We start from the raw sequence: 19,982 nt of genomic DNA on the forward strand, positions 1-19,982 counted from the left end.
AAAGTTTGAATAATGTAAATACTCTGATTATTTATTTTTCGACATGTTTACTTACGTGGATATCGATTGTTTGTAAGAATATTGATACAATTAGATGTGGAATATAAGTTCATATAAAAGGGAGGATCCGCGTGATGGATTATCGTATTGAAAAAGACACATTAGGTGAAATTAAAGTACCAAGCGATAAGTATTGGGCAGCACAGACTCAAAGAAGTAAACAAAACTTCCCAATCGGGCAGGAGAAAATGCCGGTTGAAGTAATTGAAGGTTTTGCGATCTTGAAAAAAAGCGCTGCCAAAGCGAACGCTGAATTAGGTTTGCTGGAAGATGAGAAAGCTGAAGCAATTGGGTATGCTGCCGATCTTATCTTAAAAGGGGAGCTGGATGAACATTTTCCGCTCGTTGTATGGCAGACTGGAAGTGGCACCCAATCTAATATGAACGTAAACGAAGTTATTGCTAATGTTGGAAATAATTGGCTTGAAGAAAAAAGAAGTGAAGTTCGTTTACATCCCAATGATGATGTGAATAAATCACAAAGCTCTAACGATACTTATCCCACGGCAATGCACGTGGCTTCCGTCAGAAAAGTAGAAGAGGTACTATTACCTGCCATTGCTCAATTTAAACAAACACTTAAAGAAAAAATGGAAGCGTTTCAAGAAATAGTTAAAATTGGGCGAACTCATTTGCAAGATGCTACTCCGCTTACATTAGGACAGGAAATCAGCGGCTGGCATCGTATGCTTGAAAAAACAGAAAATATGCTCGTGGAAAGTACGAAATACGTGAAGGAATTAGCAATAGGCGGTACTGCGGTTGGAACTGGTTTAAACGCACACGTAGATTTTTCAGAGCAAGTTGTAAAATACATTAATGAAGAAACCTCCAATTCATTTATCTCAGCTCCTAATAAATTTCATGCCTTAACATCTCATGATGAACTCGTTCATACGCATGGGGCAGTGAAAGCATTGGCAGCCGACGTTATGAAAATTGCGAATGATGTTCGATGGTTAGCCAGCGGACCGCGATGTGGAATTGGAGAAGTAACGATTCCTGCAAACGAGCCGGGAAGTTCTATTATGCCTGGTAAAGTGAACCCAACTCAAAGTGAGGCCATTACTATGGTGGCATCTCAAATTATGGGGAACGATGCAACAATCGGATTTGCAGCCAGTCAGGGTAACTTTGAGTTAAATGTTTATAAGCCTGTGATCGCATATAATTTCCTGCAATCTGCCCAGCTTCTAGCTGACAGTATTGTCTCATTTGATGAGCGATGTGTGAGTGGGTTAGAGCCAAACCACGAACAAATTGAGAAATATTTGCGTGACTCACTTATGCTGGTAACGGCTTTAAATCCTCATATTGGTTATGAAAATGCTGCTAAAATTGCAAAAACAGCTTTTGAGAAGGATCAAACCTTGAAAGAAACAGCTGTAGAATTAGGTTTATTAACCGAAGAACAATTTGATGAATATGTTGATCCGAAAGCGATGACGAAACCCAACGCATAACTGAAATATTGTTAGCCATGACTGGTAGGAAAATACCGTTTATTACCAATGCATTTCTGTGATAAAAATAGTGGTCCGTGATCATACTACTATCATACACAGGAGGTGAGACAACATGGCTAACAACAACAGTTCAAACGAGTTAGTAGTACCTGGTGTACAACAAGCTCTAGACCAAATGAAATACGAAATCGCACAAGAATTTGGAGTACAGCTTGGTGCTGATTCTACTTCCCGTTCTAACGGTTCTGTAGGTGGAGAAATCACTAAGCGTCTAGTACAAATGGCTGAACAACAGTTCGGTGGACAACAAAAGTAAATAATATGAATGAGGAGAAAGGGTGCGCCCTTTCTCTTTTTTTAATGCTTTTGGTGTAACTCTTGGGGATCAAAGTTGGCTTCTATCCACTCTCAGCAGGATGTTTGCCTTATTATTCATATCGATCTTTAGCCGATATATAAATAAAGAAGAATGTCAATTCATATTATGCTCTTCACTCACCGCCTGCGGTCTATCATCTTATGACACCTTCCCATAAAAAACACACGGTCGAAACCGTGTGTCAGGAAAAGTTAGCGGATACGTTTTTCATCTTCAACATCAAAGAAGTGAACTTTATTCATGTCGATAGCAAGCTCTATTTTGTCCCCGCCCTGAACGTCTGAACGTGAATCAACTCGTGCGATAAATTCCTGGTCACCAATTCTTGAATAGAGGTAGGATTCTGCTCCCATTAATTCTGCTACTTCAATGTCTGCCAAAATCTTCTTGTCCGGATTGGCATCAATAAAGAGCTGCTCGTCGTGCATATCCTCTGGACGGACACCAAGAATGATATCTTTTCCAATATAATTTTGATCGCGCAGAGTTTTTAACTTCCCTTCTGGAATCGCAATCTGTACATCTCCAATTTTTACATGTCCATCTTCTAGAGTCCCGTTAAAGAAGTTCATCGCAGGGGAACCGATAAATCCACCAACGAAAACATTCTCAGGCTTATCATACACTTCTTTTGGCGCGCCGACTTGTTGAATGATGCCATCTTTCATAACGACAAGACGTGTCGCCATTGTCATCGCTTCTGTTTGGTCGTGTGTAACGTAAATTGTAGTTGTCTGCAGACGCTGGTGAAGTTTTTGAATCTCTGCACGCATTTGGACACGAAGTTTCGCATCAAGGTTGGAAAGAGGTTCGTCCATTAAGAAAACCTTTGCATCACGCACGATTGCACGACCTAATGCCACACGCTGACGCTGTCCGCCTGACAGCGCTTTCGGTTTACGGTCTAATAAAGCTTCGAGACCAAGGATTTGAGCTGCATTGTTTACCCGCTGTTCAATTTCTTTTTTATCCATTTTACGAAGTTTAAGGCCGAATGCCATGTTATCGTAAACGTTCATATGCGGATAAAGGGCATAGTTTTGGAATACCATCGCGATGTCACGGTCTTTTGGAGCAACGTCATTCATTCTTCTTTCATCAATTAAGAAATCTCCGCCTGTGATTTCTTCCAGCCCTGCGATCATGCGAAGTGTGGTCGATTTCCCACAGCCTGAGGGACCTACAAATACAACAAATTCTTTATCACCAATATGTAGATTAAAGTCATCTACCGCTCTTACATTTTTATCATATACTTTTTCAATATTATTGAGCTTTAATTCTGCCATTATAATTCCTCCTCTTTTGAAATCGCTTTCTTTTGTATGTATACAGTCTAGCGATTTTTTTAATCGAGGTAAATGGACAAAGTGCACAAAGAATTTTGACGATCTTTGTGCACACTGATTAAAGGTTTGAATGAAGTAAGAGTAAATAAACAACCAGCCCCTGTTCAAACTGTTTAATATCTACTCCTGTCTTTTCCACAAATTTATCTACTCGATACTGGAGGCTGTTACGATGCATAAATAAAAGCTTGGCAGCTAAACTGGCATTAGAACCGGATTCCAGAAATACTTTAATGGTTCGAAGCAAATCCCGGTCTTCCTCTACCCCTGCCAGCATTAATCTATTTAACGCGTATAAATCCTCGGGTGGAAGTGAGTGAACAAATACATACGGGATGACATCATTGAAACTGACAACTTGACCAAGCTGGTATTTTTTTGCCAGAGAAAAGCACCTCTCAGCCCAGGTATAGTGCCGGGGAGCATGAGAAAGGTCTTCAATATCTTCACTCACATAAAAATCAATTTTTGTGTAAAAATCACTCATTAGCACTTCAACTACACTGTCAAGTGATACAGGCTCTTGTTCAACATCAACAAATTCTTCTATTAACAGGCCTTTATTCTCATTCAGCCAAATTAGCGGCATTTCAAAAGGAAAAAAAGCCTGCAATGCTTCTCGAAACGTGTCAGGTTCTAATGAGGGATCAGAAACCGTAAAAAGAACAAACCGAATTTTGTAAGGTGTTTTTAACAATCGAAGAGACTCACTCTTTCCGTCAATAAATGCCTTCCATTGAAGATCTTTTTGCGTTAAAGCAATTTCATGGTTTTGCACTGGCTGCAAAAACGTGGATAATAAGTTGTATTCTCGCTCATTCAGTTCTTCTGCAGCAATCCCTACTACTTCCTCATTATTTATGCGGAACAAGTAATACTCTCCAGATGGCCGGCCTTTACTGGAATCATAAACAAACAAAGAGGTGTATGTTTGCTTTAATTGGTCAATATAGGACATAGAAAACTTCCTTTTTTAAAGTGAATTTACTATTATGATACTATAAAGTATAAAATAAAAAGTTTATCATTCAATAGTATATACCAATAAATTGAGACAGGAGGAAATATCAGTGGCAGATGTAAAAGATAAATATGTATATCCTCAGGAAACCAAAAATCGATTAAAACGGATTGAAGGACAGGTGCGCGGTGTCCTTAAGATGATGGAAGAGGACAAAGAATGCAAGGATGTAATTACTCAGCTTTCAGCAGCTCGTTCTGCAATGGATCGAGCTATTGGATATATCGTTGCGAAAAACTTGGAAACCTGTATTAAAGAAGCAAAAGAAGAAGGGGAATCCGCAGAAGAGTTGATTAATGAAGCGGTAAATATGATCGTCAAAAGTCGTTAAGTAAGAAGAGGCTGGGACATAACTGAATAAAGAAAAAAATAATCCGAACGATTTTGTTGAAAACAGTTCGGATTATTTATTTGGCAAGAAAGAATTTTGACCATCGCTCCGTCAAAACCCTTCAATGTGTACGGCCTTAAGCCTTCCCCGAAAAAGCAAAGAGCGCTTTCCTGCAGGATCTTCGACTTGCCGCTGTTCCCACTGGAGTCTGCGCCTGTTGACTACTCTAATGATTTAATGATTTGCGTATATATTATTCAATTTTTATTGTTCGTTTTTTGCTGTCATTGCTGGACTGATGTCTCATCTTCTTCTATTGACCTTCTTTTTTGTTCTGTGCAGGAATGGGATGAACTTCACCAAATTGCTCGCGACCGTAGGCCGACTGGGGACGACCTCCGCCCATACCTTCATTAATCATTCTGTCTACATCAAGTTCAAACTTCTCTTTACCCTCATATGCTATTTGCTTTTTTTCCTTCAAATGCTCACCTCCTATAGTAATAGTGTTCCCATTTAAGCAGACACGTTATTTGCTAATAATTGGTTCGTCGATTTTATAATCCCCAGATGAGCTGTGGGTTTTGAGAGTAGCGAAGCTTTAGATATTCCTCTATAATGGGACAAAGTTAAGAGTGAAGTGAGGGTTCATCATGAATGCCGTATTGTTAATATTATTTATGATTTTAATTGGAGCTGCCATCGGCGGAGTTACGAATTCACTGGCAATTAAAATGCTATTTAGACCTTATAAAGCAGTATATATGGGACGTTACAGACTTCCTTTCACCCCTGGTGTGATCCCGAAACGTCAAGAAGAGTTAGCCAGACAGCTTGGAAAAATGGTTGTTAATCATTTGTTAACTGCCGAAGGGATCAAGAAAAAAATTAAAGGTCAGGAATTTGAAAATCAGCTTACGACCTTTGCCCAAAGGGAAGTAGAGAAAGCTTTAAACAGTGATCAATCGCTGAATCAGCTGTTTAAGTCACTTGAATTAGGTATGAGCAGAGAGAATATGGAGAATGCGCTGGCCGAGTGGGTAGAACGAAGGTACAGCGGAGTAATGGAAGACATGAGGAAGCAAAAGGTAAAGGATGTTTTTCCTGAAGAGTGGCAGCACCGGGCAAAAGAGGGTGCGGATCAACTTGCTGGTTACATCCAGCAAAAAGTTCACCAATTTTTAAAGAGCAGAGAAGGGAAAGAAAAGGTTGGGGAGCTGATTGATGATTACTTAGAGAAACAAGGTTTTTTAGGAAGTATGATTCAATCATTTATGGGTTCCGACCGTGTGATTGACCGTGTTCACCCAGTGATTATCCGCTATGTAACAGCAGGGGAAACTAAGGAATGGCTGGGGTCTATGCTGCATAAGGAGCTGCACCACGTGCTTGATCAACCATTAGGTTATTTTGAGGAAAAAATCGGAAGACAGAGGATTACTAATGGACTGGGACAGGCTGTTACGAAAGCACTCCCACTAGAAAAATGGTTAAATCAATCCGTGGCTGAATGGACAAAGCCTTTCCAAACAAAAGTTATTCTTGACTTAATTCCTGCCTTCATTCCTAAAGGGACACATTTCCTTGCTTCAAAGATTGAAAAGATGATGGAATCTATGCATTTAGCTGAGATCGTACAGGAACAGGTGGAGTCCTTTAATGTGAGCCGTTTAGAAACAATGGTGCTCGATATTTCCAGAAAAGAATTTAAAATGATTACTTACCTGGGGGCTCTCCTGGGCGGGATAATAGGATTATTACAAGGAATCCTCGTTCTTTTTCTTGGATAGCCGTCAATTCCTATACATGGACAAACATGTTTGTTATAGTGAGGAAGGAGTTCAATACTCAACATTCTTAGGAGGTACAACTAACTTATGGCTAATATTTACGATCACGCATATGATCTTGAAAAAGCAATTCGTAACAGTGACGAATTTAATGGATTAAAGGATGCTTATGAAGCAGTAATGAACGATGAAGCTGCTAAGAAAATGTTTGAAGATTTTCGTCAGACTCAAATGACTCTTCAACAAAAGCAGATGCAGGGTGAGGAAATTTCTGAAGAAGAAGTAGAGAAAGCCCGCCAGGTGGTTGAACTTGTTCAGCAGCACCCGCAAATTTCCAAGCTTATGGAAGAAGAACAGCGTTTAAACACTGTTATTAACGATATAAGCAAGATTATCACAAAGCCGCTTGAAGAGCTTTATGGTAATCCAGAAGAACCACAACAGTAATTTTTCGAAAGCTGCCTTTTTAGGGCAGCTTTTTCTTTTTTCATTTGAATATGGTTCTGTTCGCATCGTTTGTTGCTCCTTTTTCACCCCCACCGTAAAATGGAAGCAAAAATAATTTGTCAGTTAAGCAGGAAAAACAGCTTCTTCTGGCGAAATTTGTAATATGCAGTATGAAAGGGGATACGTATGGAATTTTTTACTGTTGAAAGAGAAGGTCCGATAGCCTATTTAACACTTGCTCGCGGCGAAAAATACAATGCGTTGCATGTAGACATGCTGGGAGAATTCGCAGAAGTTGTGGAAGAGCTGAAACAGGACGACCAATCCAGCATTGTTATCCTGTCAGGCGCCGGAGACGGATTTTGTGCCGGTGGAGATGTCTCAATGATGCAGGATGTGAGCAGTCCAGAGGTCTATGATCAGGTAATGGATAAGATTGAGGCCATTGTAACTGGATTTTATACAATGTCGAAAATAGTGATTGCTGCCCTGCATGGTCCTGTGGTAGGTCTTGGTCTTAGTATTGCTTTATCTGCTGACTATCTTATTGCTGAAGCAAATGCTAAACTTTCTATGAATTTTATTGGAATTGGTTTAGCTCCTGATGGAGGGGGACACTTCTTCCTGGAACAAAGGCTCGGAACCCATCGCGCAAAGCAGTTTGCCTGGCAGGGCGAGCAGCTTAGGGCAAAAGAAGCGTTTGACTTTCAATTAATTGATTTAGTGTATGAAGGAAATATTCATGAGGAAGCAAAGCTGCTGGCAGAGAAGTGGAGCCGCAAGCCCCTTCAATCAATGATTGCTACCAAAAGCATTTATCATCAGTACGGGATTGATCAGCTTCGTCAATACCTGGCAAACGAAAGACAGTCTCAGTGGAAACTGAAGCAGACAGCTGACCATCGGGAAGGAGTAAAGGCCTTTTTAGAAAAACGCAGTCCGCAGTTTAATGGGAAGTAAAAAGCCGCGTATTTGTTTAAACGCGGCTTTTTTGCTGACTAAACCATTTTAATACTTGAAGCCGCTCTTCTGTTTTGAATTAATAGTGAAAAACTCGTGGCACGGATTCCTGACATGGGAGGGTTCTATTATCGGTGAAAAAGAATAAGATGGCCTTCAGGGGCCGCGCATCGATGAGTATATTCAGCATAACCTTTTTCTTTTAATTTTTTTGACCCGATTTTCCTGGCTTCTGCGTCATTTTCAGCTTCAAATGACTCGTCAAGAATATTATTCCCATTTTTCTCAAAAACCGTAAGATAGTATTTTTTCATTGAAGAAACCTCCTAAGGTGAATGGTGACTCATTTTATACATTAGGCATGAAGGTGTCAATTTCCTGCTTCATACTTTAAAAAACAGAAACTTTTTTCCATTCAGCTCGTATATATTGATAGAAAGGGGAAAAGCGCGTGACTTTAAAATTACATAATGTAAGTAAACAGTTTGGAGGATTTACAGCTGTCGACCAATTATCGCTGGAAATACCCGAGAAACAAATTTTTGGTTTTTTAGGAGCTAACGGTGCCGGCAAAACAACAACATTTCGGATGATTCTCGGATTAATCGAGGAATCAGGGGGAGAAATCACCTGGAATAATGGGATGATTGGCTATGGCCAAAGCCATTTAATTGGATACCTCCCTGAGGAACGCGGCCTATATCCAAAAATGAAAGTAGTTGATCAGCTTGTCTACTTAGCGAGGTTGAGGGGGATGAATCGCTCAGATGCTTTGAGGGAGCTTGAATTCTGGCTTGAGAAGTTTAAAGTACCTGATTATAAAAAGAGAAAAGTGGAGGATCTTTCTAAAGGGAATCAGCAAAAGATCCAGTTTATATCGGCGGTGTTACATAAGCCGAAGCTGCTTATTTTAGATGAGCCATTCTCCGGCCTTGATCCTGTTAATGTGGAGATGCTTAAAGAGGCTGTAGTGGAATTAAAAAATGCCGGAACCTCGATTGTCTTTTCCTCTCACAGGATGGAGCATGTAGAAGAGCTGTGTGAGAATCTGTGTATTTTACACCATGGAAAACCTGTATTACATGGTGGTCTAAAAGAAATAAAACGTTCTTTCGGAAAGAAGAATGTGCGGGTAAGCGCAGACTTTGATTTGGATTACTTAAAGGAGATCCCCGGAGTAACTAAATTTAAAAGGTATGGGGACAGTTGTGAACTTCAAGTGGAAAATGAAAAGGTATCTCAAGTGATATTTAAAGAGATTACTGGAAAAGGATTTGTGCGCACCTTTGACCTCGAAGAACCTTCTTTAAACGACATATTTATTGAAAAGGTAGGGGCTTCTTATGAATAAATTTTTAATAATGGTGGTGCAGACCTTTAAATCCAGGGTGAAATCTAAGTCATTTGTCATTTCAACCGTAATTACATTAGCTTTGATTCTCCTATTAACTAATATTCAATCGATCATGGAGGCTTTTGAAAGCGGGGAAGAAGATGGGAATAACACGACAGAAATAAGTGTCGTTAGTGAAGAAGAAGGATGGATCCCATTATTTGAAGAACAGCTTAGTTCAGCCGGACCTTTCGAAGTGGAACAAGGCCAATCAATTGAAGAGGCCAGAGAAGAGGTAGAAGCAGGAGAGTTAGACTCGGCTTTAGAAATTGAGAAGGATGATGCAGGCATGCCGGCGGCAACAGAGTACGTCGGGGAGCAATCTGTCCCTTCCACCAGTGAAACTATTCAACAGGCACTTCAGCAAGTTAAAATGAATGTTGCTGCTGATCAAGCAGAAGTTGATCAGGCAGCCATTGAAGCAATTAACTCGCCTGCAGCCTATGAAACCGTTGCTTTAGGAGAAGAGGCGCATACTCCTGAAGAGATGCAGCAAACCCAGGGTCTTGTATACGTTATGCTTTTTCTCCTTTATTTAACTGTTATGATGTATGGCAGCATGATTGCAACAGAGGTGGCAACTGAGAAGTCCAGCAGAGTAATGGAAATATTAATCTCCAGCGTCTCTCCTGTGTCACAAATGTTTGCTAAAATAACCGGAATTGCCTTACTTGGATTGTTACAATTCTCCTTAATCCTGGGTGCAGGATATATTGGTATACTGCAAAATGGCGGAGAAGGTTCTTTACTGGATAGTTTTGGTTTAAGTGATATTCAACTGGACGTGATTGGATATGGCATCGTATTTTTTATTCTGGGGTATTTTTTATATGCTACATTAGCCGCGACCCTTGGATCTCTCGTCAGTCGGCTGGAGGATGCCCAGCAGATGATTGCACCAATGATTTATTTGATTATCATTGCTTTCTTTATTTCCGTATTTGGGCTGAATGCACCTGATACGTCGTTTATTACAATTACTTCTTATATTCCTTTTTTCTCCCCGTTAATAATGTTTCTGCGGGTTGGGATGCTCGATATACCTGCATGGGAAATCGCTTTATCGATTGGTGTACTTGCGGGCTCGATCATTCTTCTTGCGTTAATAGGGGCAAGAATTTATAAAGGCGGAGTTCTTATGTATGGAAAGTCTTCTTCCATAAAAGACATAAAACAAGCAATACAGCTATCAAAAAAAGAAAATTAAACCTTTCTCCCCTTCTGTATTAACAGGAGGGGATTTATAATTCAAAGGTAAGCCTTTGACAATGTTCAGGCCTCTTATATCCGTGCTAAACTATAAGGGCAAAGGGGAGATTATATGACTACACTTAAATTTATACATAGTGCTGATCTGCATTTGGACAGCCCGTTTAAAGGAAGAAGTCATTTTCCTGAACATTTAAAGGAAAAACTTCGCTCCTCAACGTTTGAGGCCTATGAAAGGTTGATTCAGCAAGCAATTCACCATCGAGTGGATTTTGTACTATTGGCAGGGGATCTGTTCAATGAAGAAACAAGAAGTTTAAAGGCACAAGTAAAACTGAGAGAAGGTTTTTTCCGGCTTAATCAGTATGGAATTCAAGTTTATATGAGTTATGGTAACCACGATTATTTAGCTGGAGCTCACTATCCGATATCTTATCCTGAAAATGTTCATATTTTCGATAAGCAAGTGGTGGAATCCATTCCGTTTTGTCGAGAAGGTGAGGTTATTGCACAAATTTATGGGTTTAGCTACGAGGAAAAAGCAGTTTCAGATAAAATGGTTTCTTTTTATCATAAAGAAGGAAACTCTCCTTTTCATATAGCAATGCTTCACGGAAGTCTGGAAACGCAAACAGACCACGATGTCTATGCTCCGTTCTCCATGAATGATTTGTATCATTCACCAATGGACTACTGGGCATTAGGACATATTCATAAAAGTCAAATCCTATCCTATAGTCCGCCTGTAATCTACCCGGGAAACATTCAAGGCCGTTCCCACAAAGAAAGTGGGGAAAAGGGGTGTTACCTTGTAGAATGGAAGGATGAGCAATTCACATGGCGGTTTCTTCCCCTGCACAGTTTTACATATGAGAGTGTGGAAGCCTCTTGTTATCATATTGAACATCCTCAACAGCTTGAAGATGTAATAGAAGAAGCTAAAGCTAAACGCAGTTTTTCATCTCCAGCTCTTCTTAAGCTTACCCTTAAAAGTAGTCACGGTAGGTTGAAAAAATGGAAGAGCAAAGGGGTTATTCAGGAATGGATAGAACTTATAAATGAAAGAGAGCCTTTAGAAGGTAAGTGGATATGGATAGATGAGGTTACGGTTGAAGATGTCCCGGATTGGGATGAAGAAGAGCTGAAGAATAGTACCCATTTTGCGGGCGAATTCTTAAGAAACCTGGAAGACTTGACACCGGAACAGTTTCAGCAGTCGATTGACCCGCTTTACTCCCATCGCAGAGCCTCAAGATGGCTGGATCACTTAACGGAAGAGGAAAAGGAAGAGGTATTGGAATCAGCAAAAGAGATGATGCTGCAACAAATTATAACGCGGGGGAACGAGTAAATGAAGCTGTTATCATTAGAGATTTATGGTTTTGGAAAATGGAAAAACTATTCACTTTCTTTTTCCAAAACAGAGCTGAATATAATTGCCGGAGCAAATGAAGCTGGAAAATCAACGCTGCAGCACTTTATCTTATTCGTTTTATTTGGACTGCCTCCGAAGCAAAGAGCATTTTATCAACCTAAAACGGGGGGGACCGTTGGCGGCAGGATAACAGTTCATACCACAGATGGGGAAGTTACCATAGAACGCGTGGATGATCGTAATCAAGGGGAAGCGATTTGCTGGCTTTCTAATGGTGAGAAAAAAGGTGAAGCTTTCTTAAAAAAACTGCTGGGTGGCTTGTCGAAATCTGTTTATCAATCCATTTACAGCTTTAATGCAGATGATTTAAATCAGCTTCAACGACTTACAGGAGAGGAACTTGGAGAAGTCTTATTAAATGTAGGACTGACCGGATCTGATCAAATTTATCAAGCGGAGAAAAACCTGGATAAACAGCTGAACGAACAATTTAAGCCAAAAGGGAGAAATCCTTCACTTAATCAAAAGTTGACCTCTATTGAAGAACTAGAAGCAAAAAGAAACCGCGCAGAAAAGGAAGTAGGAGAGTATCAGTTAATTAAAGAAAAGCTGACAAGCCTTGATCAAAAAATTGAAGATGCAGGAAAGGAAAGGGACAACCAAAGCCGTCTATACTATAGCTATCTGCAATTAAATAAAGCGATCCCCGCTGTACAAACTTATCATCAGCTTATCATTGATGAGGCTGAATGGTCGATGCCTCCACGGGCGCGGCCAAGAATGCAGGAGTATCAGGAACAGCTGCTGCCTCTACAGAGCGAATTGAAGGCAGTACAGGAAAACCTTAGTAGTAAAAGAGAACGATTGAATAAAATAGATACGGAGCTGGTTCCTGTTTATGAACAGGATCTTCAACTGATCATAGATAAGGAATCCGTTTATCAAAGATCTGAGCAGGAAGACAGCAGACTTGAGCGCCACATTCAGAAACTGAATGAAGAGATTGATCAAGAAATGAAAAGGCTGGATCTAGCCATCGACAAGGAAGAACTCAAAAATTTTGAATTTCCTTTTTACCTTGAAGACACCTGGAAATCCTTAAAAGAAGAACGCCAACAAATTGATCGGGAAGAAGAACAGCTATGCAGGGACAAAGATGCATTGCAGCGTCAGGAAGAACAGACGAATCAACAGCTTCACAATTTGCGTAAAGGAATAATCAGTGAACAGCAGGCAGTTGAGCACTCAGAACTTATTGACCGTTATATTCATTCACAGCACGGTGAAGAAAAAACATCCAGTAATTCTAAGCGAACGTACCTTCTCGCTTCAATTGCCCTTTTAGGAGGCATATTCCTGTCATTGGAAACAGCACAGGTCATGCCCGTCATTATAGTGGTTTTTACAGCTGCAGGACTGCTGATTATGGACAAAAAAGAATATCCCGGGAAAAATCAGCCTGAATTCAAGATTACGAAAGAAATGTATACTCAAGCAAGACAGCAGCTGCAGCAATATGAACAAGCTAAGGGGGAAGCTGTCTACTTACAAGAACTGCAAAAGGAACATGCCCAGAAGAAACATATTCTCCAGGAGCAGGAAAACCAGCTTGAACGAAAAATAAATAGTTTTGAACAGAAGATGGAGGAACAGCTTCAGCATTATCCGTTTCTACAGTCTCTAAAGCTGGCACATTGGGAAAAGCTTTATCATTTACTAAAGCAGTTACAAGACAAGCAGCATGAAATTGTGAAATCGAGTATAGCAAAAGATAAAGCAGAGGCTGAGATGCAGCAGATTAAAGAAGACGTAAACAGGTTTTTCGCCGAGCAAAACTGGGAACATAGTGAACGGAGTATTCTTGAGCAGCTTAATCATATTAAAGAAGTTGCTAATAAACAAATTCAGTTAAAAGAAGAGTACAAAAAGATTAGTGAAGAAATTAGAAGTCTTAATGAAAAGGAAGAGCTTCTTGAAGGGAAAATCCGCCCCCTTCTGCAGGAAAGAAATCAACTAATTGAAGCGGCAGGGGCAATAAATATTTCGGATTTTTATGAGCAGCTCGATCATTATGATGAGGAGCAGAAGAAGAAAGAGCAGAAATTACAATTGAAAAAGCAAATTGAAGTACTTCTTACTCCTGCAGAGCAGGAAAAGTTTCAAGTATGGAATTCCCCACCGACAGAAACTGAAATCGCCTTTCAATTGGAACAATTAGAAAGGGAAGTTAACGAGTGGCAGGAGCAGGAGAGAGAATTCCAGCAGGAAAAAGCCAATTACGAGCATCAAATTAATAAATTGGAGAGTTCAGATGAGCTTTCCCAGCTGAATCATCAACTACTTTTAGAAAAAAATGAATTTCGTGAAAAGGCTAAGCAATGGGCAAGCTTCAAAATAGCGCTTGATTTGCTTACGAAAACTAAAGAAATGTACCAAAATCAATACTTACCTAATGTTCTAGTTACCGCTGAAGCTTTCTTTACTAAGACTACTCACGGCAGGTATGAATCGCTTCATTTTGATGGGCTGCAGCAGCAATTAATCGTAAAAAATGAAAATGGATTTTATTTTACTACGGAGGAATTGTCACGAGGGACAGCCGATCAACTGTATGTTTCTTTGCGACTAGCTTTAGCAAAAACCCTCTCCGAGGAGTTTAGCGTCCCTTTTCTTGTAGACGATGCTTTTGTCAACTTTGACGCGGAGAGGCTTACTACTATGCTGCATATTCTCAAGGAGCTTTCCACAAGCAATCAGGTTCTATTGTTTACATGGAGAGAAGACGTGCTCACTTATCTTGATGCTGAGAGTGTAACCTCACTTCAACTCTCTAGCGGATAGTGGTCGCAAATCTATCCTATTAATGATAAAATGTTTTAAGATTAAATCACGATCGAGTGAATGGAGGGTGGACCCTTTGCCGGAAAATCAAAATAAAGACTGGGAAAAATATCAAAATACAATCGAACAATTTATTCAAGTTATTGCAAAAAATATGAATCTCTATGGGGTTACCCCATCCATTGGTCGTTTGTATGGTGTGCTTTATTTCGCGGAAGACCCCATGACTCTGGATGACATGCGTGAAGCTTTGGAAATGAGCAAAACAAGTATGTCCACAGGAGTACGTGCTCTCTCCGATATGAAAATGGTAGAGCCTTCCTTTAAAAAAGGAGTACGAAAGGATTTATATAAATCAGAAGAAGACTGGTATAAATCGTTCACTTCATTATTTGGCAGCCGCTGGAGGCACCACACTGAAACGAATATTGAAGAAGCTGATGAGGCCATTTATGAGCTGCAAAAACTAAAGGAGCAGACAAATGATCAAACGTTAATAGATAAGATTGAAGTAGATATCGACCGGCTGGAGTATGCCCAGGATTATTACCGTTGGCTGATGCGCTTCATTTATGTTGTTGAATCAGGTGAAATATTTGAGTACGTACCTAAGATTCAGCATAAAAAAAGCAAGAGAAGTGAATGACAAAAGACTGTTCCTGTATTCGTTTCCTGTCCATGACCGGAGGTGAAGAAGGAACGGTCTTTTTTTACAAGGGAAAGGGAGTGTTTTTTATGAATAAAGGGATTTCGAACTTTCAAATCGGAGAAACCTTTGATCATTTCTTACTTATAAAAAAGTCTATAAAAGGTGTCGCAAGTAATGGAAAACCATTTTTATCCATGCTGTTAACGGATAAATCAGGAGAAATAGATGCCAAGCTTTGGGAGGCTACTCCTGAAGATGAAGCTTTGTTTACTCAAGGCGAGCTTGTAAAGGTAGCAGGGGAAGTCGGACAGTTTAGAAACCGACCTCAGCTGAAAATACAAAGTATTAGACCTGTACAAACTACAGATGGAGTTGAAGTTTCAGATTTTGTAGAAAAAGCTCCGGTAAACAAAGAAGTACTCATGGAAAAAGTAACAGAGGTTATATTTGAAATGAAAAACCCTAATATTCAACGGGTTACTCGTCACTTTGTGAAAAAATATCAAGATGACTTGCTCACTTATCCGGCCGCGGTGAGAAATCACCATGATTATGTGTCAGGCCTGGCTCATCATATTGTATCTATGCTTAACATTGCTCAACAGTTAAAACAGCTGTATCCGGAAATTAATGCTGACCTGTTGTATGCAGGTATTATTTTACATGATTTAGGTAAAATCAAAGAACTATCTAACGCGACTTCTCCTGCTTACACATTAGAAGGGAAGTTAATTGGTCATATTCCGATGATGGTGGAGGAAATAAAAAGTGCTGCTGATGAATTGCAAATTGAGGGTGAAGAGATAACTATCCTTCAGCACATGATTTTGAGCCATCATGGGAAAGCAGAATGGGGAAGCCCTAAGCCGCCATTAGTACGGGAAGCTGAGCTGTTACATCAAATTGATATGATTGATGCCCAGATGAATATGCTGAATCGCGCATTAAATAAAGTGAAGCCTGGAGATTTTACAGAGCGTATCTATGCGCTGGATCAACGTGCGTTTTATAAACCAGTGTTTGAAGAGTCATAATTACCCGGCATATCTACTACTGCTTGTTCATAAACTGATAGTAAAATGAGTGGACAGGGAGGAAGCGGCATGATTGTAGGACTTCCGGTGTGGGTGTTCTTTTGTATTATATTGATCTTTGTAAGTGGAATTATGGCTTACAGGGCGATGAGAGCGGAGCAAAAGCTAGAGCAGCAATTTATAGAGAAAGAAGGCAAAGTATACTTAAACAGAATGGAAGAAGAGAAACAACAAAGAGAGAAACAAAAAGTTGATTCTAACGTAAGACAACGAGCAAGGTAGTGTAACCTACCTTGCTCGTCTGTGTTATGATTTATTCTTCACTATTTTCGTTATCTTCACTATCTTCCTCTGTATTTTCCTCTGATTGTTCAGGATCTTCTACAGGTGCTTCAGGTTGTTCGAATAAGTCTTCATATTCCTCTATTTTTACATCAATCTCTGCATCTTGCAGCAACTGATTCATTTGACTTTGGAGCTCCTGCTGATCTACTTTCTGACTGACAAGGGTACGTTTTATTTCGTCTTTAGCGTCCTCGTATGATTCCACATCTTCTACCTCACGCTTGTCCGTTACTTTTATAATGTGATAGCCAAACTGTGTTTCAACTGGATCGCTTACTTCATCTACCTCTAAGTTATAGGCTGCTTCCTCAAAGTCAGCGTCCATTGCACCAGGTCCGAAGAATCCAAGTTCTCCTCCCTGCTCAGCAGAGCCATCGGTAGAGTATTCACTGGCAAGGTCTGCAAAATCTTCGCCTCCGTCCAGCTTTTCTTTCACTTCATTTGCCGTTTCTTCATCTTCTACTAGAATGTGACTGGCTTCTACTTCGGTTTTCATACGCTCATAGTATGTTTCCATTTCTTCTTCAGAAATATCTACGTTCTCAGCAGCTGCCTGTTCCTGTAAGAGACTTAAGCGGATTGTTTCTTTAAACTCATCTTCATCGGAAAAACCGCTTTGCTGAAGAACCATATCGAATTGTTCACCATATTGCTCTTTTAAAGCATCGAGCTCTTTCTCTACGTCTTCGTCTGATATTTCGTAATTATCTTCTAATACTTCATTTAAAACAAGCTGCTGCAGGACTTCTTCTCCGGAATTCTTCTTGAGTTCTTCATAGAATTCCTCTTTTGTAATTTCTCCACCATTTGTTTCCACTACTGCTTCAGAATCACCTTCATCTGAGCATGCTGTTAAGACCGTTAATCCAGTGGCAAGTAAAACAGTAAGTATCTTGTTTTTCATTTTCAATTCGTACACTCCCCAAGCATATGTTGTTATAAAGGAACAGACAATAAAACTTCAAATCTTTCGACCATCAGGCCAAATGGCGAAAAATACAATTCTCATCCCTGAAAGTTTTACGTATAGTCCATTTACTAATATACCACATTTTAACTACTTCGTACTATATGGTTTAAAAAAATAGGAAAATGGGTAGGTGGCTGCCCATTCGAATGATAAGAAAAAGGCATATGATGTGTTATGTCTTAAGCATGGGGGTGAAGATATGGGTTACGGATATGGTGGAGGCTTTGCGCTAATCGTAGTATTGTTTATTCTACTCATCATCGTAGGTGCGGCTTGGCTATAAGATGGAAGAAAAACAGGCTATGCTTGCTGCATAGCCTGTAGATTACATATGGTTGATCACATCTACGTAGGAAGTAATCAATAAGATTGTAATGAGTACATTAATTGTCCGGAATACCCGCGATTGTTTTTCATTAGACATCTTAGTTTTCAAACATAAGGAATGTGTAAGAGAATTAAATGTGAAAAGAACGATAAGTCCATAAATAACAAATAATATTGCAACGATTGTAAAAACCTCCTTTATTCCCTATGAAACTACTCTACCAAAGATTCCCCCTGTTGAACAGAATAAAACCTCAATTAAAAACACAGTGCTCTTCTAACGAGCACTGTGTTTGTTAGATTTCCTGATTACGGATAAGAATATCATACCCATCTTTTGCATTTTCGATAATACATTGACGAGGTGCCCTGACAAATTGATTTAAATAAAGAAAATCACTAAAGGACAACCCAATATTAACCGAAGCGATAATGACAAGATATGCAAAATATCCTGGAAAGACAAAACTCATTACAAGTGCTGGCGCGGTTATAAAAAATGTAGGCGCCAGAGCCATAAGAATTGAAGTGCTTTTTGATAATTTTGATTTACATTGATAAGCGAAAGTAGGTGTCATGCGATTGACCACAGCAAACTGCACTTTCACTTTTTTATAAGTTAACAATAAAGGCAGTATATGCATTAAACGATGCATGGAAGGCAGGAATAATAAGATGACCATCAATGGAAGAAATCCATGATCTTTAACATCCTCAGTTCCATGCATAATGGAAAAAGGCAGGTAAAGGATTAAGAAGGACATCAGTCCAGTTAAAAAAGACATTAAATATACACGGTTGAGTCCGAATTCTTTATTGATGTTTACTGATTTCCAGCAATTCATCTTAGAATCCCCCTTTGCTGTAAAAATTTCTATGAAAAATAGTGTGATTTCGAGTATGATAGGTGGTGCTGCTTTCTTTAAACACTAGATGAATAATAGTATGTTTTAGGGGAAAAAGCAATAGGTTTTCTGTAAAAAAAGATTTAGAATTTTTTAGAGGGTGCAAACCGCGTGAAATCAATGTTTACAAGGAATGAAGGAGAGAGTGTGATTGTCGAAAGATGACGTAAAAAATGACTTGCATTTCCGGTTGCAATTGCTGCTGAATTTAACACTACTAGATCAGTACCCATTCACTAAATTAGTAGTGGAGAAATGTTTAACAGAGAAAGAATACAAGGAAACGATGGAACTTGTCGAATACTTATACAATAGATACCTTGAAGAAATAGAGGAGGGATTTGTCCATCATGAGCAGTTACTAATTCATTTCGCCGGAATGCTTTGCTTAAAGCTGCCTGTAGAAAAAACATTCCTGGCAATGTATCAAGAAGGTCTTTACAGTGACTTGATGGAGCTGTTTATTTATTTAACATCAGGGCATAAATAAAAACCCCTTCTTACAGTAAGAAGGGGAGAGTTTTAAGATGATTGACTTGTTGATGTCTTATAGACTTCTAATTCCGTTTTTTCGTCAAGCACATGGTTGTCGTCTTCAATGTTTTCGAGGGACCGCTCAAGAATCTCCATATATTCATCTCCGTAGATCTCTTTAATAAGTGCGGACAAGTCAAGGAATTCCGGCAGTTTACCGTACATTTCTGTCATCGGGAGAACACCTCGTAATACAGAATTATCATTGGGGTCATATTCCTTCAGCGTATCTTCTAGCAAATCTGTACCTTTTTCCGTCAATTCGATATACGTGTTTCTCTTATCATTCTCACGTTTGGAAAATCGAAGCAGTCCCCGTTCTTCTAATTTTTTTGAAAAATTAAAAGCCGTTGAAACATGCATCACGCCATATTTTGAAATCTCGGATATGCTGGCTCCTTTTAAATGATAAGCGATCCAAAGAATATGATGCTCATTTATATTAAGTTTAAAAGGCTTTATCCAGTCCTGCCAGTCCTTCTCAATAGCCTTCCATAACGCTTTGGATAACTGGGCCATTTTATGACTATAAAAAATCGCATCCTGCTTGGAAATTTTATTGTTCATACATCTCACCTTTTCTAGGTTCTAACTTCA

Annotated in this window: 22 protein-coding genes; 15 read left to right on the top strand and 7 right to left on the bottom strand. The window is 39.5% G+C overall.

Going from position 1 to position 19,982, the window contains the following annotated elements; all coding sequences use genetic code 11:
- Nucleotides 1-134: 134 nt before the first annotated feature.
- Nucleotides 135-1,523 (top strand): class II fumarate hydratase, encoded by a 1,389-nt coding sequence (gene fumC, locus C1A12_RS08185; RefSeq protein ID WP_101843394.1) that lies wholly within the window; start codon nt 135-137, stop codon nt 1,521-1,523.
- A gap of 115 nt (nt 1,524-1,638) precedes the next feature.
- The gene (locus C1A12_RS08190; protein ID WP_101843395.1) at nt 1,639-1,842 is read left to right on the top strand and encodes an alpha/beta-type small acid-soluble spore protein; all 204 of its coding nucleotides are present in this window, start codon (nt 1,639-1,641) and stop codon (nt 1,840-1,842) included.
- Between the two features lie 254 nt (nt 1,843-2,096).
- On the opposite strand, the gene C1A12_RS08195 is transcribed toward C1A12_RS08190, so the two are convergent.
- Complete coding sequence (locus C1A12_RS08195; RefSeq protein WP_101843396.1) at nt 2,097-3,194, bottom strand: ABC transporter ATP-binding protein; 1,098 nt, start codon at nt 3,192-3,194, stop codon at nt 2,097-2,099.
- A 118-nt stretch (nt 3,195-3,312) separates the two neighbouring features.
- Nucleotides 3,313-4,212, bottom strand: coding sequence for a CdaR family transcriptional regulator (locus C1A12_RS08200; RefSeq protein WP_101843397.1), 900 nt, complete (start codon nt 4,210-4,212; stop codon nt 3,313-3,315).
- 112 nt (nt 4,213-4,324) lie between these two features.
- On the opposite strand from C1A12_RS08200, the gene C1A12_RS08205 reads away from it, so the two are divergent.
- The gene (locus C1A12_RS08205) at nt 4,325-4,606 is read left to right on the top strand and encodes a metal-sensitive transcriptional regulator (protein WP_101843398.1); all 282 of its coding nucleotides are present in this window, start codon (nt 4,325-4,327) and stop codon (nt 4,604-4,606) included.
- Between the two features lie 313 nt (nt 4,607-4,919).
- Here the strand turns inward: C1A12_RS08205 and C1A12_RS21230 are convergent, their stop codons facing one another.
- On the bottom strand, nt 4,920-5,090 hold the full coding sequence (locus tag C1A12_RS21230; RefSeq protein WP_200816572.1) for a hypothetical protein: 171 nt from the start codon (nt 5,088-5,090) through the stop codon (nt 4,920-4,922).
- Nucleotides 5,091-5,259: 169 nt separating this feature from the next.
- On the opposite strand from C1A12_RS21230, the gene C1A12_RS08210 reads away from it, so the two are divergent.
- From C1A12_RS08210 to C1A12_RS08220, 3 genes are all read left to right on the top strand, one after another.
- On the top strand, nt 5,260-6,396 hold the full coding sequence (locus C1A12_RS08210; RefSeq protein WP_101843399.1) for a DUF445 domain-containing protein: 1,137 nt from the start codon (nt 5,260-5,262) through the stop codon (nt 6,394-6,396).
- An 87-nt stretch (nt 6,397-6,483) separates the two neighbouring features.
- Entirely contained in the window at nt 6,484-6,843 is a 360-nt protein-coding gene (locus C1A12_RS08215; protein ID WP_101843400.1) for a YlbF family regulator, read from the top strand.
- A 186-nt stretch (nt 6,844-7,029) separates the two neighbouring features.
- The gene (locus C1A12_RS08220) at nt 7,030-7,803 is read left to right on the top strand and encodes an enoyl-CoA hydratase (RefSeq protein ID WP_101843401.1); all 774 of its coding nucleotides are present in this window, start codon (nt 7,030-7,032) and stop codon (nt 7,801-7,803) included.
- 128 nt (nt 7,804-7,931) lie between these two features.
- Here the strand turns inward: C1A12_RS08220 and C1A12_RS08225 are convergent, their stop codons facing one another.
- A complete protein-coding gene (locus C1A12_RS08225) occupies nt 7,932-8,117 on the bottom strand; it encodes a YhzD family protein (protein ID WP_101843402.1) in 186 nt (61 codons plus the stop codon).
- 137 nt (nt 8,118-8,254) lie between these two features.
- Here C1A12_RS08225 and C1A12_RS08230 point away from each other — a divergent pair, with 137 nt between their 5' ends.
- The 7 genes from C1A12_RS08230 to C1A12_RS08260 all read left to right on the top strand — a co-directional run bounded on the left by C1A12_RS08230 (nt 8,255) and on the right by C1A12_RS08260 (nt 16,586).
- Nucleotides 8,255-9,154 carry an ABC transporter ATP-binding protein gene (locus C1A12_RS08230; protein WP_101843403.1) on the top strand — a complete coding sequence of 300 codons (900 nt, stop codon included), beginning with the start codon at nt 8,255-8,257 and terminating at the stop codon, nt 9,152-9,154.
- Nucleotides 9,147-10,403: an ABC transporter permease gene (locus C1A12_RS08235; RefSeq protein WP_101843404.1), complete on the top strand. Its 1,257-nt coding sequence runs from the start codon at nt 9,147-9,149 to the stop codon at nt 10,401-10,403. The genes C1A12_RS08230 and C1A12_RS08235 overlap by 8 nt, the downstream gene beginning before the upstream one ends.
- Before the next feature lie 114 nt (nt 10,404-10,517).
- Nucleotides 10,518-11,756, top strand: a complete 1,239-nt coding sequence (locus C1A12_RS08240; RefSeq protein WP_101843405.1) for a DNA repair exonuclease — start codon at nt 10,518-10,520, stop codon at nt 11,754-11,756.
- The gene (locus C1A12_RS08245) at nt 11,757-14,621 is read left to right on the top strand and encodes an AAA family ATPase (RefSeq protein WP_101843406.1); all 2,865 of its coding nucleotides are present in this window, start codon (nt 11,757-11,759) and stop codon (nt 14,619-14,621) included.
- 76 nt (nt 14,622-14,697) lie between these two features.
- Nucleotides 14,698-15,267, top strand: coding sequence for a GbsR/MarR family transcriptional regulator (locus tag C1A12_RS08250; protein ID WP_101843407.1), 570 nt, complete (start codon nt 14,698-14,700; stop codon nt 15,265-15,267).
- Between the two features lie 89 nt (nt 15,268-15,356).
- A complete protein-coding gene (gene yhaM / locus C1A12_RS08255; protein WP_101844808.1) occupies nt 15,357-16,304 on the top strand; it encodes a 3'-5' exoribonuclease YhaM in 948 nt (315 codons plus the stop codon).
- Between the two features lie 69 nt (nt 16,305-16,373).
- The gene (locus tag C1A12_RS08260) at nt 16,374-16,586 is read left to right on the top strand and encodes a sporulation YhaL family protein (protein ID WP_101843408.1); all 213 of its coding nucleotides are present in this window, start codon (nt 16,374-16,376) and stop codon (nt 16,584-16,586) included.
- A gap of 31 nt (nt 16,587-16,617) precedes the next feature.
- Here the strand turns inward: C1A12_RS08260 and C1A12_RS08265 are convergent, their stop codons facing one another.
- Nucleotides 16,618-17,553, bottom strand: a complete 936-nt coding sequence (locus C1A12_RS08265) for a peptidylprolyl isomerase (RefSeq protein WP_101844810.1) — start codon at nt 17,551-17,553, stop codon at nt 16,618-16,620.
- Between the two features lie 265 nt (nt 17,554-17,818).
- On the opposite strand from C1A12_RS08265, the gene C1A12_RS08270 reads away from it, so the two are divergent.
- Nucleotides 17,819-17,902, top strand: a complete 84-nt coding sequence (locus C1A12_RS08270) for a YjcZ family sporulation protein (RefSeq protein ID WP_101844812.1) — start codon at nt 17,819-17,821, stop codon at nt 17,900-17,902.
- A gap of 340 nt (nt 17,903-18,242) precedes the next feature.
- On the opposite strand, the gene C1A12_RS08280 is transcribed toward C1A12_RS08270, so the two are convergent.
- Nucleotides 18,243-18,791 (bottom strand): DUF3267 domain-containing protein, encoded by a 549-nt coding sequence (locus C1A12_RS08280; protein ID WP_101843410.1) that lies wholly within the window; start codon nt 18,789-18,791, stop codon nt 18,243-18,245.
- Nucleotides 18,792-19,002: 211 nt separating this feature from the next.
- Here C1A12_RS08280 and C1A12_RS08285 point away from each other — a divergent pair, with 211 nt between their 5' ends.
- Nucleotides 19,003-19,341 carry a DUF1878 family protein gene (locus tag C1A12_RS08285; protein WP_101843411.1) on the top strand — a complete coding sequence of 113 codons (339 nt, stop codon included), beginning with the start codon at nt 19,003-19,005 and terminating at the stop codon, nt 19,339-19,341.
- Between the two features lie 32 nt (nt 19,342-19,373).
- On the opposite strand, the gene C1A12_RS08290 is transcribed toward C1A12_RS08285, so the two are convergent.
- Entirely contained in the window at nt 19,374-19,952 is a 579-nt protein-coding gene (locus tag C1A12_RS08290; RefSeq protein ID WP_101843412.1) for an HTH-type transcriptional regulator Hpr, read from the bottom strand.
- Between the last annotated feature and the right edge of the window lie 30 nt (nt 19,953-19,982).

Source organism: Halobacillus sp. Marseille-P3879 (assembly GCF_900240285.1).
In the GTDB taxonomy this organism is placed as follows: Bacteria; Bacillota; Bacilli; order Bacillales; family Halobacillaceae; genus Halobacillus_A.

What these genes read in the sequence shown, in the direction of transcription:
- fumC (WP_101843394.1), top strand. Translation starts at nt 135, where the DNA reads ATGGATTATCGTATTGAAAAAGACACATTAGGTGAAATTAAAGTACCA.
- C1A12_RS08190 (WP_101843395.1), top strand. Translation starts at nt 1,639, where the DNA reads ATGGCTAACAACAACAGTTCAAACGAGTTAGTAGTACCTGGTGTACAA.
- C1A12_RS08195 (WP_101843396.1), bottom strand. Translation starts at nt 3,194, where the DNA reads ATGGCAGAATTAAAGCTCAATAATATTGAAAAAGTATATGATAAAAAT.
- C1A12_RS08200 (WP_101843397.1), bottom strand. Translation starts at nt 4,212, where the DNA reads ATGTCCTATATTGACCAATTAAAGCAAACATACACCTCTTTGTTTGTT.
- C1A12_RS08210 (WP_101843399.1), top strand. Translation starts at nt 5,260, where the DNA reads ATGAATGCCGTATTGTTAATATTATTTATGATTTTAATTGGAGCTGCC.
- C1A12_RS08215 (WP_101843400.1), top strand. Translation starts at nt 6,484, where the DNA reads ATGGCTAATATTTACGATCACGCATATGATCTTGAAAAAGCAATTCGT.
- C1A12_RS08220 (WP_101843401.1), top strand. Translation starts at nt 7,030, where the DNA reads ATGGAATTTTTTACTGTTGAAAGAGAAGGTCCGATAGCCTATTTAACA.
- C1A12_RS08225 (WP_101843402.1), bottom strand. Translation starts at nt 8,117, where the DNA reads ATGAAAAAATACTATCTTACGGTTTTTGAGAAAAATGGGAATAATATT.
- C1A12_RS08235 (WP_101843404.1), top strand. Translation starts at nt 9,147, where the DNA reads ATGAATAAATTTTTAATAATGGTGGTGCAGACCTTTAAATCCAGGGTG.
- C1A12_RS08240 (WP_101843405.1), top strand. Translation starts at nt 10,518, where the DNA reads ATGACTACACTTAAATTTATACATAGTGCTGATCTGCATTTGGACAGC.
- C1A12_RS08245 (WP_101843406.1), top strand. Translation starts at nt 11,757, where the DNA reads ATGAAGCTGTTATCATTAGAGATTTATGGTTTTGGAAAATGGAAAAAC.
- yhaM (WP_101844808.1), top strand. Translation starts at nt 15,357, where the DNA reads ATGAATAAAGGGATTTCGAACTTTCAAATCGGAGAAACCTTTGATCAT.
- C1A12_RS08260 (WP_101843408.1), top strand. Translation starts at nt 16,374, where the DNA reads ATGATTGTAGGACTTCCGGTGTGGGTGTTCTTTTGTATTATATTGATC.
- C1A12_RS08265 (WP_101844810.1), bottom strand. Translation starts at nt 17,553, where the DNA reads ATGAAAAACAAGATACTTACTGTTTTACTTGCCACTGGATTAACGGTC.
- C1A12_RS08270 (WP_101844812.1), top strand. Translation starts at nt 17,819, where the DNA reads ATGGGTTACGGATATGGTGGAGGCTTTGCGCTAATCGTAGTATTGTTT.
- C1A12_RS08280 (WP_101843410.1), bottom strand. Translation starts at nt 18,791, where the DNA reads ATGAATTGCTGGAAATCAGTAAACATCAATAAAGAATTCGGACTCAAC.
- C1A12_RS08290 (WP_101843412.1), bottom strand. Translation starts at nt 19,952, where the DNA reads ATGAACAATAAAATTTCCAAGCAGGATGCGATTTTTTATAGTCATAAA.